The sequence below is a fragment of the Parafilimonas terrae genome (assembly GCF_900115755.1).
Classification (GTDB): Bacteria; Bacteroidota; Bacteroidia; order Chitinophagales; family Chitinophagaceae; genus Parafilimonas; species Parafilimonas terrae.
The window spans coordinates 110,985-125,651 of sequence record NZ_FOXQ01000003.1 but is presented as its reverse complement, the minus strand read 5'-3'; the positions used below and the strand labels follow the sequence as shown (position 1 = coordinate 125,651).

General features: G+C 39.4%; 16 protein-coding genes. 7 read left to right on the top strand and 9 right to left on the bottom strand.

The genetic code is table 11. The annotated features are described in order from the left end of the window. Position 1 precedes the first annotated feature (1 nt). The 5 genes from BM015_RS06910 to xth all read right to left on the bottom strand — a co-directional run bounded on the left by BM015_RS06910 (position 2) and on the right by xth (position 4,033). Positions 2–1,075, bottom strand: coding sequence for an aminoglycoside phosphotransferase/kinase family protein (locus tag BM015_RS06910; protein ID WP_218148448.1), 1,074 nt, complete (start codon positions 1,073–1,075; stop codon positions 2–4). A 141-nt stretch (positions 1,076–1,216) separates the two neighbouring features. Further along, positions 1,217–2,566: a glutamine synthetase family protein gene (locus tag BM015_RS06905; RefSeq protein ID WP_090656562.1), complete on the bottom strand. Its 1,350-nt coding sequence runs from the start codon at positions 2,564–2,566 to the stop codon at positions 1,217–1,219. Positions 2,567–2,775: 209 nt separating this feature from the next. Beyond that, a complete protein-coding gene (locus BM015_RS21965; RefSeq protein ID WP_262497240.1) occupies positions 2,776–2,898 on the bottom strand; it encodes a hypothetical protein in 123 nt (40 codons plus the stop codon). 36 nt (positions 2,899–2,934) lie between these two features. Then, a complete protein-coding gene (locus BM015_RS06900; protein ID WP_090656559.1) occupies positions 2,935–3,177 on the bottom strand; it encodes a hypothetical protein in 243 nt (80 codons plus the stop codon). A 79-nt stretch (positions 3,178–3,256) separates the two neighbouring features. Beyond that, complete coding sequence (gene xth / locus BM015_RS06895) at positions 3,257–4,033, bottom strand: exodeoxyribonuclease III (RefSeq protein ID WP_090657084.1); 777 nt, start codon at positions 4,031–4,033, stop codon at positions 3,257–3,259. Positions 4,034–4,246: 213 nt separating this feature from the next. Between xth and BM015_RS06890 the strand changes: the two genes are divergently transcribed. Next, entirely contained in the window at positions 4,247–4,708 is a 462-nt protein-coding gene (locus BM015_RS06890) for a DUF4251 domain-containing protein (protein ID WP_090656556.1), read from the top strand. Between the two features lie 178 nt (positions 4,709–4,886). On the opposite strand, the gene xerD is transcribed toward BM015_RS06890, so the two are convergent. Next, positions 4,887–5,789 (bottom strand): site-specific tyrosine recombinase XerD, encoded by a 903-nt coding sequence (gene xerD, locus BM015_RS06885; RefSeq protein WP_090656552.1) that lies wholly within the window; start codon positions 5,787–5,789, stop codon positions 4,887–4,889. A 102-nt stretch (positions 5,790–5,891) separates the two neighbouring features. Between xerD and BM015_RS06880 the strand changes: the two genes are divergently transcribed. The 6 genes from BM015_RS06880 to BM015_RS06855 all read left to right on the top strand — a co-directional run bounded on the left by BM015_RS06880 (position 5,892) and on the right by BM015_RS06855 (position 10,886). Then, positions 5,892–6,410: a YkgJ family cysteine cluster protein gene (locus tag BM015_RS06880; protein ID WP_218148447.1), complete on the top strand. Its 519-nt coding sequence runs from the start codon at positions 5,892–5,894 to the stop codon at positions 6,408–6,410. 66 nt (positions 6,411–6,476) lie between these two features. Beyond that, complete coding sequence (locus tag BM015_RS06875) at positions 6,477–7,943, top strand: sodium:solute symporter (RefSeq protein WP_090656549.1); 1,467 nt, start codon at positions 6,477–6,479, stop codon at positions 7,941–7,943. Beyond that, a complete protein-coding gene (locus tag BM015_RS06870) occupies positions 7,930–8,571 on the top strand; it encodes an O-methyltransferase (protein ID WP_090656544.1) in 642 nt (213 codons plus the stop codon). Before BM015_RS06875 ends, BM015_RS06870 begins: the two co-directional genes overlap by 14 nt. Further along, positions 8,571–9,572, top strand: coding sequence for a glucosaminidase domain-containing protein (locus BM015_RS06865; protein WP_090656541.1), 1,002 nt, complete (start codon positions 8,571–8,573; stop codon positions 9,570–9,572). The genes BM015_RS06870 and BM015_RS06865 overlap by 1 nt, the downstream gene beginning before the upstream one ends. Before the next feature lie 35 nt (positions 9,573–9,607). Beyond that, the gene (hpt, locus tag BM015_RS06860) at positions 9,608–10,144 is read left to right on the top strand and encodes a hypoxanthine phosphoribosyltransferase (protein ID WP_090656538.1); all 537 of its coding nucleotides are present in this window, start codon (positions 9,608–9,610) and stop codon (positions 10,142–10,144) included. 130 nt (positions 10,145–10,274) lie between these two features. Continuing rightward, a complete protein-coding gene (locus BM015_RS06855) occupies positions 10,275–10,886 on the top strand; it encodes a hypothetical protein (protein WP_090656535.1) in 612 nt (203 codons plus the stop codon). A 172-nt stretch (positions 10,887–11,058) separates the two neighbouring features. On the opposite strand, the gene dnaJ is transcribed toward BM015_RS06855, so the two are convergent. From dnaJ to BM015_RS06840, 3 genes are all read right to left on the bottom strand, one after another. Next, positions 11,059–12,219 carry a molecular chaperone DnaJ gene (gene dnaJ, locus BM015_RS06850; RefSeq protein WP_090656532.1) on the bottom strand — a complete coding sequence of 387 codons (1,161 nt, stop codon included), beginning with the start codon at positions 12,217–12,219 and terminating at the stop codon, positions 11,059–11,061. Between the two features lie 21 nt (positions 12,220–12,240). Continuing rightward, on the bottom strand, positions 12,241–12,804 hold the full coding sequence (locus BM015_RS06845; RefSeq protein WP_090656529.1) for a nucleotide exchange factor GrpE: 564 nt from the start codon (positions 12,802–12,804) through the stop codon (positions 12,241–12,243). Positions 12,805–12,964: 160 nt separating this feature from the next. After that, positions 12,965–14,650 (bottom strand): tetratricopeptide repeat protein, encoded by a 1,686-nt coding sequence (locus tag BM015_RS06840; RefSeq protein WP_090656526.1) that lies wholly within the window; start codon positions 14,648–14,650, stop codon positions 12,965–12,967. Positions 14,651–14,667 lie beyond the last annotated feature (17 nt).

The window sequence follows — 14,667 nt, the reverse complement described above, 5'->3', positions numbered from 1 at the left end:
CTTACAAATTAAGCGCTTTTAATAATTTATCTGCATCGAATTCTTTCTCAATGGAAGGAAGATATATTTCAAAAGCTTCACGCTGCAGCTTGTTGGCAAACATTTCATGAAAGAAATAACGGCCATCTTTCACAACATAATTCAAAATAAAAAATCGATACACTTCTTTCAGGAATACAATTTCATTTCCTGTTAAAGGATATACGGCATGATAGGCTTTGAGAAAACGTATAAACCTGTCTTCCATTAAAGGCCCGATGTAATAACTGAATGCAGTGCGGTCGCCAACATTTGAAACAACGCGGCTGAGAAAATAAAAATCCATCATGCGGGTTGACATGCGGAACCAGTCGTAATCCCAGCGGGAAAAAAGCTTGAATGAAGTGGTGGATGCAATGGAAAAATTACCAATGTTCCAGTCTACAAAAACCGGCATGCGCTCAATGCCCGAATGGCGGAACACTTCAAATTCCTGCAATAATAAATTGCATTGTTCGCGAATAACATTTTCATGCATGCGGTGTTCGTAGCGCCCGTCATCTGTTTCAAGATATTGCAGCAAGGCATGAATATCTGTTTTGAACGATTTGGATGATGTGGGCAGCGTTTTGCGAATGTTGAAGCATGCTTTATGAAACAGTGCTAACTGTTCTGCAAACTTTTCTATCTGCTCTTCATTCAATCTTCTTGGCGACCTTTTTTTTATTTGAATGGGCCGATAAAATATAACCCACGCATCAATAACATCTGTTTTATAGCGGTGAATAAAAAGTTTATTGCCTTTCATGAGTGAACGTGCCAGCACGTTTTCAAAAGGTGCAGGCATATTGTTGCTCATTACATCAATAATCTTATGGTCCTGTTCAAAGTGCTCAAACTTGCCGTAATAGGAAAGCTTCGCGATAATGAAACTTTCATCTTCAAACTTAACCCGGTAAACATGGTTGGTTGAAACTTTAGCGCTTATATCAACAATGCTTATAATTTTTCTTGTATCATCGTAAGCTTCCCAGGCTTCTTTTACAATGGCCGTAAAATCTATAAACTGCAGCATATTCTCATTTATGTTGAACATGAATTATATATTAATCCCTATACTTTTTAAAATGATGTAGATTTTGAATTTGAAACCGCGGATGAATAAAGATATGCAGTACAAGGGAGTGACACAACCGTGCTTCATACCAGTTCATTTGCCGGTAACCAAAACCTTTTTTTATATAATTTCAAAATAACGTTTCAATTCCCAATCAGTAACCTGCTTCTCAAACTGGCGGCATTCCCATTCGCGGGTGCGGATGAAATGATCCGTAAATGCTTCGCCAAACAAGCTTGCTGCAATGTTTGAGTTTTTCATAATAAGGATTGCCTCCTGCAAAGTTGCCGGTAACCGTTGTAAAGATTTAATATCATAAGCACTGCCCCTGACCGGCTCAAGATTGAGGCTGAGTTTATGTTTTATACCATATAACCCCGAAGCAAGGCTTGCCGCCATAGATAAATATGGATTGGCGTCCGCGCCGGGCACCCTTGTTTCCAGCCGCGTAGCAGCCGGAATATGATTGATAACACGCAAAGCGGTTGTTCTGTTTTCTATGCCCCAGCTTACGCTTGTTGCAGCCCATGCACCTTCCACATAACGTTTATAACTGTTTATAGTTGGCGCATACATGGGCATGATGAACGGAAGACAATATAACTGGCCGGCAATATATTGCTTCATTATTTCGCTTAAGCCATTGGCATCTTTTTCATCTTTAAAAATATTATTGCCATTTTCATCTTCAAGATGCTGATGAATGTGACCGCTGCAGCCAGGCAATGCACTATTCCATTTTGCCATGAACGTAGCCATTAAACCATGTTTGTATGCAATTTCTTTTACCGCTGTTTTAAATAATACAGCGCGGTCTGCCGCTTCCAGTATATCCGTATAGTCAATGCTGGCTTCATATACGCCGTTGCCGGTTTCTGTATGCAGGCCTTCCAGCGGCACATCAAATGCATTTAAAAGATTGAATAAATCATAGTAGAAAGCATCATGCTGCGAAGTGCGCAACAATGAATAGCCAAACATGCCGGGCGTTAATGGCTGCGGGTTTACGTAATGCTTATCGCTTAATGTTTGCGGCGTTTCTATAAAATTGAACCATTCAAATTCTTTTGAAAAAAAAGCTTTGAAGCCAAGTGCTTCACATTGCCCATTTATATGTTTTAACAAAGTGCGCGGACAGGCCGCTGCCACTTCGGGTGCATGACTGAAATCGGCAAGAAAAAAAGGAGTATTGTTTTGCCAGGGAATGGTTCTGTAAGTATTCAAATCAATGGTGGCAAATGCATCAGGATAACCCGTATGCCAGCCGCTTACATCACCATTGGTATAGCACACATCATTCATATCCCAGCCAAAAACAACATTACAAAAACCAACACCGTTTTCTATAGCTTTTACAAACTTGTTGATGTTAATGATCTTGCCACGCAGCACGCCGTCAATATCTGTTACGGCAAATTTTATTTTATCAATATTATTCTGTTGTAACCGCTGTATAATATCGGATTTCATCTGCTTGTTTTTTATTTTTTAGAAGCCAGGTGCAATGCCCAATAAAAATTATCTTATGTATTAAATTTTACATGGGCATTTCATATTTGCTTATTCTTTGCCGAAGATAAGCAAGGCGCTTATTTGTTTATATAGGAGGTATTAAAATAATCTTTATTAAGCAGGCGGGTTGATTATGGTAAAAGCCTGAGCGGAGCCGAAGACTTTTACTATTGAGCGGAGTCGAAATAAAATGTATTTTTTGTTACCGGCAAATGAAGGATGGCATCGTTCCTTGTGTCACTCCCTTGTGCTGCACCGCTGAATGGCAGCAACGGTTTTACAGTTGACATCACTAATAAATTTTACACAGAAAAACAGGTCAATGATCAGCACAAATGCCCTCTCGTATTAATTACTTTATGCTGCACGATGCTTTCGAGGGCATCAGGATTTTTACAAGCCGACTTATCAATCTTAATTGTACAAATGCAATCGTGCAACTGTATAAAAAGTTCTGTCTTAGTTTTTCTTTCTTCTTTATCCAGTTTTTTATCTATGCAGTAATACTGTACTTCAACTGTGCTGTTATCTGGCAGTGTAACCAATGTTGTATAAGATAATGAAGGCATATTTTTTACAGGTATTAAATCAATTCCTGCACCACAAATTTTGAATACTGCATAAACTTATGCAGTCCTTGTGCAAAACCTATGCATCTTTTAGTTCAATCCAAACAGGTGCATGATCACTCGTTTTCTCCCAGCCGCGAACAAACTTATCAACGCCGGCGATAACAAGATCTTTATCAACATCTGCGCTTAATAAAAAATGATCTATGCGCAAGCCTGCATTACGGCCATAAGCATTCCGGAAATAATCCCAGAAAGTATAGATCACTTCACCTGGATATAATTTACGGATAGCATCCGTCCATCCCTGTTCAAGCAGCTTATGAAATGCAGCCCTTGTTTCCGGCCTGAACAAAGCATCATCCACCCAGCGCTCCGGTTTATATACATCAAGCTCAGTTGGCATTACATTATAATCACCGGTTAATATTACCCGTTCGCCGCTTCTGTATAATTCTGCCGCATGTTTGGTTAAACGTTCAAACCATCTCAGTTTATAATCAAACTTTGGACCGGGCGCAGGATTGCCGTTGGGCAAATAAAGACAGCCAATGGTTAAGCCGTTTACTTTAGCTTCTATGTAACGGCTATGCAAATCTTCGGGATCGCCGGGCAATACGCGGCGTATTTCCTGAGGCGCTTCGCCGCGTGATAAAATGGCCACGCCGTTCCAGCTTTTTTGTCCATGCCATATTGCTTTGTAACCTGCATTTTCTATATCCTGCAACGGAAATTTTTCCTGCGGCGCTTTTAATTCCTGCAGGCAAACAATATCGGGCATAGATTCTTGCAGCCACCTTAATAAAACAGGCAGCCGCCCGTTAACGCCATTTACATTATAAGTTGCAATCTTCATATATAATATCTTGTTTGTAAATGTAAGAAGATTGAAGCCTTTTGAACAAACATGCAGTTCCCGAACCAAAGGGTTTAAAGATAACTGCATGGTCATCCGCCTTCTGTTTGTTGAGAAACGGTTTTAAGGAAATGTTTAATTTTAAAAACTTCTAAAGCTGCAAGTAAACAGTTTTAGAAGCGGGTAGTCAAAGCATCGCATAAATTTTTTGATATGAAAAAGACCATATTATTATTATTTGCTGTGATTTTTATCAGCGAATTATATGCACAGGATTCAACAAGTGCTATAAAATCGTTACTTGATTCAAAACGCTACTCATTCATACCTCAAACAATGAACCCGCTGCGCGGCAGGACGAGGCAGTTAACTTCAAGCTTTTCACTTGATGTAAAAGGAGATTCACTTGTTGTTTATCTTCCTTATGTTGGAACAGCTTATTCAGCCCCGGTTAACCCATCTGATGCAGGCTATAATTTCACCTCTGCTGATTATGAGTATACTGTTAAAGAAGGTAAGAAGGGGCGTTATGAAGTTTCTATGAAAATAAAAGACAGGTTTTCAGGAACGGTATTTTATTTAACGGTGTTTGATAACAAAACTGCTTTATTGCAGGCCACCAGCAACGATAAGCAAGGCATTTCTTACAATGGTTATATAAAACAGGGTAAATAGTTATTCTTTTTCAATATTGCTTATTCCTGAAATAATCAATATTCAATGCTCAATATTCAATAATTATTTGAGAGGGCTTACAATTAAACATTCCTGCCCAACTGATTTGGTCAGGCGGGGATTATTGTATATTGACTATTGACGATTTTTCTTGCTTCAGCGATATTAGTTTGCTTGTTTATTTCTTAAATGCCGGGTGAAACTGGTTTAGTGTAGCCCTCAGATAATCCCTGTCTAAATGTGTATAGATTTCTGTTGTGGTAATACTTTCATGCCCAAGCATTTCCTGCACGGCACGCAGATCGGCGCCTCCTTCCACAAGGTGTGTAGCAAATGAATGACGGAATGTATGCGGTGAAATAATTTTTGTAATGCCCGCCTTTTTTGCAAGGTCTTTTATAATGTAAAATATCATAACCCGCGATAAGCTGCTGCCAAACCTGTTTAAAAAAACAATGTCTTCATAATCCTTCTTTGGTTTAATGTGGTTACGGATATTTTCTCTATAAATTTTAATATGTTTTATTGCATCATTGCCAACAGGTATTAAGCGTTCTTTATCGCCTTTGCCAATTACGCGTACAAAACCAATATCAAGATAAAGGCTGCTTAACTTTAAATTTACCGTTTCACTTACGCGTAAACCGCAACTGTACATTGTTTCCAATATGGCCCTGTTGCGCGTGCCATCTGGCGTGCTCATATCTATTGCAGCAATAATATTTTCAATTTCCTGAAAGCTTAATACATCCGGGAGTGCACGTTTTAGCTTTGGCGCTTCCAGCAAAACAGAAGGGTCTTTTGCAATAATATTTTCAATAACGCAATATTTAAAAAAACTTTTTATGCCAGAAATAATTCTTGCCTGGGAAGTGGCGTTAATACCCATTTTCGCAATGCCCTGAATAAACTGCTGCAAGTCTTTTAAAGCTATATCGGCAGGCGTTTTCATATTGTTTTCTGCCTGCAGGTATTGCGTTAGTTTTTCCAGGTCGTGCATGTAAGCTTCAACAGAATTATCGCTTAAAGATTTTTCAAGCTGAAGATATGCTTTATAAGATTTTTTGTATGGTTGCCACATTGCACAATCAGAGGCTTTTATTTCACTATTTATTTTTTACTGTTTGCTATTAATGATAGCTGCTTACATTCGTTGGCAAAAATATTTAATATTCAAAGCTTAATGCTTAATAAAATGCAGCCGGTTAATATTTATTCATTCAGAAAAAAAGTAAGTATTTATAAGAACCAATTTGTCCGTTATTTAAAACGGGTACAAAAAATACAACCGCAGGGGCTTGATGATCTTGCTGAACAAATAAATACAGAAGTATGGCAGGAAGTTGACTGTTTATCCTGCGCCAATTGCTGCAAAAAAATGACGCCAACATTTACTTCAAAAGATATACGCCGCATTTCAAAACATTTAAACATGCGGCCCAAAGATTTTAAGGAGCGCTGGCTTAAGCATGAAAAAAAAGATAAGGATTGGGTGAACATAAGCCAGCCCTGCCAATTCCTCGACCTTTCAACCAATATGTGCTCTATTTATGAAGTAAGGCCTGCAGATTGTGCCGGTTTTCCGCATCTTACAAAAAAGAAAATGGTTGATTATATGCATGTGCACCAGCAGAATATTCAGTATTGCCCGGCAACTTATAAGATGGTAGAGAAGATGATGGAAAAGATAAAGATATGGTGATAGTGCGCCAAAATTTTTCCTGCTTAGCATGAATCCTGTATTTTGCCAAACTAATAAAACGATTACATGTCTCCATACTTTCTCTTTGGTTTTGTATTGATTTATTTTTTATTGCTGCTTGGCGTTGCCTGGTACACCAGCCGCAATGCTGATAACAATTCATTCTTTATAGGCAACCGCAACAGTAACTGGATGCTGGTGGCTTTTGGCATGATTGGCACATCACTTAGCGGCGTAACATTCGTAAGCGTTCCGGGCACAGTTGGCAGCGGCGGCTTTGGCTATTTCCAGGTTGTTATCGGTAATTTTATAGGATATTGTTTGATTGCATTTATACTGTTGCCGCTATATTATAAAATGCAGGTAACTTCTATTTATAATTATCTGCTTAATCGTTTTGGAAAAGTATCATATAAAACCGGCGCCCTGTTTTTTATTATTTCAAGGATACTGGGAGCAACGGCAAGATTGTATTTAGTGATAAATGTATTGCAGATATTTATTCTCGACAACATGCACATTCCTTTTTGGTTTACCACATTCATTATTCTTTTAATGATATTGTTGTACACATTTGAAGGCGGTGTAAAAACTATCGTGTTTACCGATATGCTTCAAACAACCTGCATGCTGCTGGGCCTTGTTATCTGCATTTATTTTATGATGGATATGATGCATTTTTCTTTTGGCGCCGCTATCAAATCATTGCATGTAAAAAATTATACAGAGATTTTTAATACCGATGTAAAAAGCGGCAGCTTCTTTATAAAACAGATTATCGGCGGTGCATTTTTAACCATCGGTATGACCGGCCTCGACCAGGAAATGATGCAGAAAAATATAAGTGTGCGAACTCTTAAAGATTCACAAAAGAATATGATCACCTTCAGCCTTATTTCTGTTGGCGTGAACTTCCTGTTTTTATTTTTAGGCGGATTATTATACCTGTTTGCAGCTTCTCAAAATATTGATATAAAAGGCGACGACCTGTTTCCAACAATTGCTTTGAATTATTTGCCATCGTTTGTTGCCATCATTTTTATCATCGGGCTCATATCGGCCTTATTTCCCAGCGCCGATGGTGCGCTAACGGCGCTTACTTCTTCTTTTTGTATTGATATTTTAGGATTAAGGCGCAATCCATCGCTCACCGAAAAACAAACCAAACGAACAAGAATAATCGTACATATAACATTCGCATTAATCTTCTTTTTATGTATTATGATCTTTAAATGGATTGATGACAAATCAATCATTAATGTTATACTGATTGTTGCAGGATACACTTATGGCCCGCTGCTTGGCCTGTTTCTGTTTGGCATTTTTACCAGGAGAGCAGTGCCTCAAAATTCAGTAATGGTAATGATTTGCATAGCGGCGCCAATTATTACATATATATTGAGCGATAATGCCACCAGATGGTTCAATGGCTATTCCATAGGATTAGAATTGCTTCTTATTAACGGCTTGCTTACATTTGCCGGGCTTTTGCTCGTATCAAAACCGGCAATACCAACAAATGCAGTGGATTGATAAACTTGCTGAAGACTACGCATCAATGCATACATCGGTTTTAGACGATGTATTGATGAAAATATATGGGGATACAATAGCCAATCATCCTCATGCACACATGATAAGCGGCCCCGTGCAGGGCAAGTTCCTTGAGTTTATAAGTTCTCTGCTTCAGCCAAAATATATTTTAGAGATTGGAACCTTCACCGGTTTCAGTGCAATATGTCTTGCCAGGGGATTACGGGCAGGCGGTGAATTGCACACGATAGAATTGCGTGAAGGGGATGCTAACACTGCGTGGAAAAATATTGCAGCAGCAGGCATGACTGATAAGATACATTTACACAAGGGCGATGCCAGGGAAATTATAAGAACATTGCCGCATAAGTGGGACCTTGTTTTTATAGATGCTGACAAAACTTCGTATATAACATACTATGAAGAGGCTTTACAGCGTTTAAGTGAACATGGTTTTATCCTGGCTGATAACGTCCTGTTTCACGGCCAGGTGCTGGAAGAAAAAATTGACAACAAAAGTGCAAAAGCCATTGCACAATTTAATAAGCATGTTTCAGATGATCAGCGAACCGAACAGGTGTTATTAACGATAAGAGATGGTTTGCTGCTGATTAAAAAGAAATACTGATGAAGAAGCTACTTCTTGTTTTATTTTTTGCCGGCGTTATTGCCAGCTTAAAAGCGCAAAACAACGAAGCCGTTACTGCCTACATTCAGCAATACAGGCAACTGGCTATTGATGAAATGATCCGCACGGGCGTTCCTGCCTCTATAACTTTAGCGCAGGGAATTTTGGAATCGAATGCCGGTCAGTCTAACCTTACAGCACAATCCAACAATCATTTTGGCATTAAGTGCAAAACAGACTGGACGGGCAATTATGTTTATCATGATGATGACGTTAAACATGAATGTTTCAGAAGTTATTCCTGTGCAGAAGATTCCTACCGCGACCATTCTGATTTTTTAAGAACCCGGCCTAATTATGCTTCTTTATTTAATTTGGATGCCACAGATTATAAAAGCTGGGCTTATGGCTTAAAGGCCGCAGGTTATGCAACCAACCCGGTTTATGCTATTTCGCTTATTAATACTATAGAGAAATATGGCCTGGAGGATATAACAATTGCCGGATTGCAGCAAAACCACCAGGTTACAATTGCAGCAGCGCCTTTTAAAATGCAGGAAGACCTGGCATTTAATGCCGTTTCAATAACTACATCGTCAGCGAATGATGATATTGAAGCTGATAAAACAGAAAAAACTGACAGGTATCCTGAAGGTGTTTTCAGCATTAATCAAACAAAGGTTATTTATGCAAAAGCAGGCGCTTCGCTGCTGGCTATTGCCAAAAAATACAATATTGCTTATGGAAAGCTGCTCGCTTTTAATGATCTTGATAACGGTGATATTTTAAGAACGGGTATGCTTGTTTATATTGAGAGAAAGCCTAAACGCGGTTCTAAAGATTATCATATAGCCCTTCCCAACGAAAACCTTTTTGATGTTGCGCAGGATGAAGGCATACAACTGCAAAGCCTTTTGGCTTATAATAAACTCCCTAAAGACATCCGCCTGAAGGCCGGGGATAAAATTATATTGCGTACACAGGGTAAAAAGCTGTTTTGATTGCATTAGCTTGCGGTTAAAACATATTTAGCCGTATGCAGGAAATTAATGTGCTTGATAAAACTTTCACTCTTTATATAAGCGAGGCTGATATTGAAGTTTCTGTAAAGAAGATTGCCGGGGCTATTAATACAGATTATGAAGGCAAACAGCCTTTGTTCATTGCTATATTGAATGGATCGTTCATGTTTGCTGCAGAACTTTTTAAATGGCTTACTATTCCAGCAGAAATTTCTTTTATAAAGCTGGCATCGTATAAAGGCACTACTTCTTCCGGCCATGTAATTACTTCCATAGGGCTTGATGCTGAAATAAAAGACAGGCATGTTATTATTTTGGAAGATATTCTTGATACCGGCAAAACGTTACACAGCTTTTTGCCGCAATTGTATAATATGAGCCCCGCATCGTTAAAAATAGCTGCACTGTTACATAAGCCTGATGCTACAATTTATGATGTGCCGCTTCACTATAATGGTATTAATATCCCTGATAAATTTGTTGTTGGGTTCGGCCTGGATTATAATGGATATGGAAGGAACCTGCCGGCGATTTACCAGTTGAAGGAATGAGGTGTGGTTCAACATAGACTTGCCGATAACAATTCTTGTCATTTTTTGTTATCGTGGGACATTACGCTATTGAACATTTGTATTTATCTTCACTTGAACTGTTATAGGCAACTCTAAGGCGACACTTACTATGGGATATTATATCAGAGTTTTAGGTTCACAAGATCCAAACATTCATATAGACGAACTCATTCAATCATTAAAAGCAGATGGCTTGGCTGCAAAGTTTGAGTTAAGCTCGACCGAAGAACCAGGCAGGTGGACGATACTTAACATTTTAAATGCTGATGGAGAACCTTTAGCTCAGTTAGAAAGAAATCTAATTGTTGAAGGAGAATTGGGAAAAGAAGAACTCGATGAGTTTAAGGAAGATATTCAGAATTACAAACCTATATCTGCTGTTAAATGGCTTACAAATTACTTTGACAAAGTAAAAGTCATTTACGCTTTTCAAATGCTCAATGCTGCATTTGATGACGGGAATTTTGAAATTGTTAGTAGCATCAAAACAAAAATCTGGAACAAGACTAAAGGCATATTGCAAACCGACAATGAAGGATTTTCTAATGAAGACGGCTATCATATTCTTTGGCAATTTTCAGATACAGTAACTGGTGACTGGAGTTGTGCAGTAAGAAATTGGTTAGGCAATTGGGACATGTTTGTAATGGACTTGGGCGACAAAAATCAAAGACAAGAGTTTCAAGACGGTAAAATTCCTAAAAAAGCAAAGCGACTTTAAATCAGCAGGCGAATATCTACCCAATTTACTTCAGGACGGATCGAACAAAAAAACGTCCCGGCTCTGCCCGGACAGATCAAAAACATCATCCTGTTTTAAAAATATTTCAAGTTCATCAATATAAAAGCCGCCTGATATTTCCAGGCGGCTTTTATAAAATATGCTTTCTTATTTAAGAGAAAACTTCCTTCACTTTATCAAAAAAGCTTTTTTCACTTTTGCCTGGCTGCGGCTTGAAATTAGGACTGCCGTTTAGCTGGTTCAGCATTTCCTTTTCCTCGTGTGTTACATGCTGCGGCGTCCAGACATTTACATGAATAAGCTGATCGCCCCTGCCATAACCATTTACTTCAGGAAAACCCTTGCCTTTCAGCCTGAATATTTTTCCGCTTTGTGTACCGGGCGGGATTTTTATTTTAGCCCTTCCATCTATAGTAGGCACTTCTACCTGGGTTCCAAAAACCGCATCTGGAAAAGAAATATGCAGTTCGTAAGCTACATTCAGGCCATCACGTTGTAATTCTTTATGTGCTTCTTCTTCAATAAGCACAATTAAATCGCCAGGCATGCCGCCGCGTTCCCCTGCATTCCCTTTTCCGCTAAGGCTAAGCTGCATACCTTCCTGTACGCCGGCTGGAATATTAATGTTAACGGTTTCTTCGCCATACACGCGGCCTTCGCCTTTGCAGGCAGAACATTTACTGGTGATGGTAGAGCCTTCGCCGTTACAGGTGGGGCAGGTGCTTACCGTTTGCATTTGCCCTAAAAATGTATTGGTAACTTTTCTTACCTGGCCGCTGCCACCGCAGGTACTGCAGGTTTGAATGCTGCCTTTATCTTTTGCACCGCTGCCATTGCAGGTGGTGCAGGGCACATATTTTTTTACCTTAATGTTTTTAGTTACACCCTTTGCCATTTCCTCGTAATTAAGCTTAAGCTTTATACGAAGGTTGCTGCCCCTTGTGCCATGGCCTCTTCCGCCGCCACTGCTTCTTCTTCCGCCGCCAAAAAAACTGCCGAAAATATCATCGCCGAAGATGTCTCCAAACTGGCTGAAGATATCTTCCATATTTACGTTCTGGCTGCCACTGAAACCGCCGCTGCCAGGCGCAAATGCTGCATGACCGTAACGGTCATATTTTGCTTTTTTATCCGGATCGCTTAATACTTCATAAGCTTCGGCAGCTTCTTTAAATTTTTCTTCTGCTTCCGCATTGCCGGGGTTTCTGTCAGGGTGATATTGCATTGCTACCTTGCGGTAGGCTTTTTTTATTTCATCTCCTGAAGCAGTTTTTGTAACGCTTAATATTTCGTAATAATCTCTTTTTGTCATGTAACCTGTGTATCTCTGTTATTATTTGCCTACTACAACTTTGGCAAAACGAATGATTTTGTCGTTTAAGTAATAACCTTTTTGAATTTCGTCAACTACTTTACCTATATGCTTTTTATCGGGCGCCGGAATTTCAGTAATAGCTTCCTGTTTTTCAACGTCAAAATCTTTGTTGAGGCTATCCATTTGTTTTAGGCCTTTGCTTTCCAGTGTTTTTTTGAGTTTGTTGAAAATAAGCAAGGCGCCTTCGCTGAATTGTTTGATATCTCCGGAAGATTCCAGTTGTTTTTCTGCACGCTCACAATCGTCCAGCACATCCAAAAGTGATATAATTACTTCTTTACCTGCTGTTTGGCGCAGTTCTGCATTTTCTTTTGCAGTGCGCCTGCGATAATTGTCAAATTCAGCAAAGAGGCGTAAATATTTGTCTTTTTGATCCTGAAGCTCGGTATTCAGCTTTTCTATCTGCGATTCTTCCTCAACCGGGTCGTTCAGGTAATTGGTGCCGGCTGCATTTTCGTCAGCATTAATATCCAAACCGGCATCGTTTACATTCGTTTGTTCCTGTTTATCTTTTTCTTCCATAATTAATAATAGAAAATAAGTTTAGTCAAAATTTTTGCCAGTGGCAAATAGACGAAAAATTGTCAGCCTGAAAAAACTAAAATTTTCATTTACGGGACTAACAAGCGTTTAACTGACAGATATGTATGCCAGTTATCATTACTGTGCAAAATCTAATTTTCTAATGCATCTTCAAAAAAGACCGGGCTACGCCAATTTCAGGCCTGCCGGAGCTGGCAATATCTGTTACAGCCAGTAACTGTTTGAAATAGAAATTGGCTTTTTCATTATCGCCCGATTTTTGTGCGGCTATGCCTGCATTATATAAACTGTTAAAGCGATTAGGGTTTTTAATTAACACTGCATCATAAGCGTTTAATGCAGCTTTATTTTGGTTGGTTTGCATCAGCATATTTGCTAATAATTCTCTTGCCGGCAACACTTTCCCAGGCGTTACGGGATGTTTTTCAATACTGTCTTCCATATCTGCGGCAAGCTTCATTTCCTTTAATGCATTTGCTGTATCGCCTTGTTCAAATTGCACCCAGGCATTGCCTGCCTTTATTTGAATGGCAACTTCTTTTGCATTATAGCTGTCTTTTTGCTTATCCAATATATCTTTAAGCTGGTAAAGTTTTGCTAGCTCGGCCTTAGCCTCATTTATTTTACCTATGTGCGCAGCGCCTAATGTTCTTGTAAAATGTACAATGGCTTCCTGCCACGGATATGCGCCCCATGAAAAATTTGCCTGCGGCAACTGCAATTCAGCCGCTTCTTCCCACTTGCTGTTCTCCAATACATACCGCGAAGGAATGGCTGCAAAAGCGTAAGCAATTTTAAAATTAACAGGATAAACCAACCTGATGCTATTTAAATAGCTAACCTGTTGTGCGGCGAGCTTATTATTGCCTTTTTGCAGATACGCATAAACAAGATAGTCCAGGCCATGCAGTTCTTCATCCCAATGCCCCGAAATGCCTGCCTGCTTTGCATAACATTGAGCGGCAGCCACAGACTGCAAATTGGAACGTATATCTTCATCCCAAAGGCCAAGCCTTGTAAATATATGCGATGGCATGTGCAGCGCATGGGCTGAAGAAGGCGCTACCTGTGCATAAGCTTGCGCAGCCGGCAAAGCTAGCTGAGCAAGGCCCGGATAGTCGTAAGTATGAATAATGTAATGAATAATGCCGGGATGATCTGGCTCTTTGGCGTAAAGGGCATTTAATATGCTGCCTGCCTTTTTTTGCTTTGTATATGTTTTATCGGCCGGGCTTGCGGCTGCATCTAATGCCAATGCATAAAAAATAGCGGCTTCATTATCATCAGGATGTTTTGCGCATAATTGCTCCATTGCTTTTTCAAAATACAGGCAACGGGTATAATGATCTTTTGTATCCCAATCTTTATAATACAATCCTATGGCGTTTATGTAACCGGCTTCTCTTTCAGATTTGGTTTGAATGCTGTTTGCGATGGCAATTGCTTTAGCGCCTTTTTGCAATTCCGCTTCAGTTGGCGGGCTCCATAACGGGTGAAAATTACACATGGCAATGCCCCAGTATGCCATGGCACAGTTTGGGAATTCATCTATCACTTTTGCAAATACTTTCTCCGCTTCATCGTATTCAAAAGAGTGCAATAATTCAACAGCCAGGTTAAAATCTTTTTTGGCGGCAACACCACAGGTCATATCAAAATTAACTATGCCAAACTGCGCATTTGTAGCCCCGCAGGAAATAACATTACCCCTTTTTAAATTTAGCTGGCTGATAACTTCATTAGAGGGAGAGGTATTTTTGTTTTTGCATGATAACAGCACAGGTGTGAACAAAAATACAGGCAGCAGTTTTTGCAGGTGATTCATTAGGTTAATTTGAATAC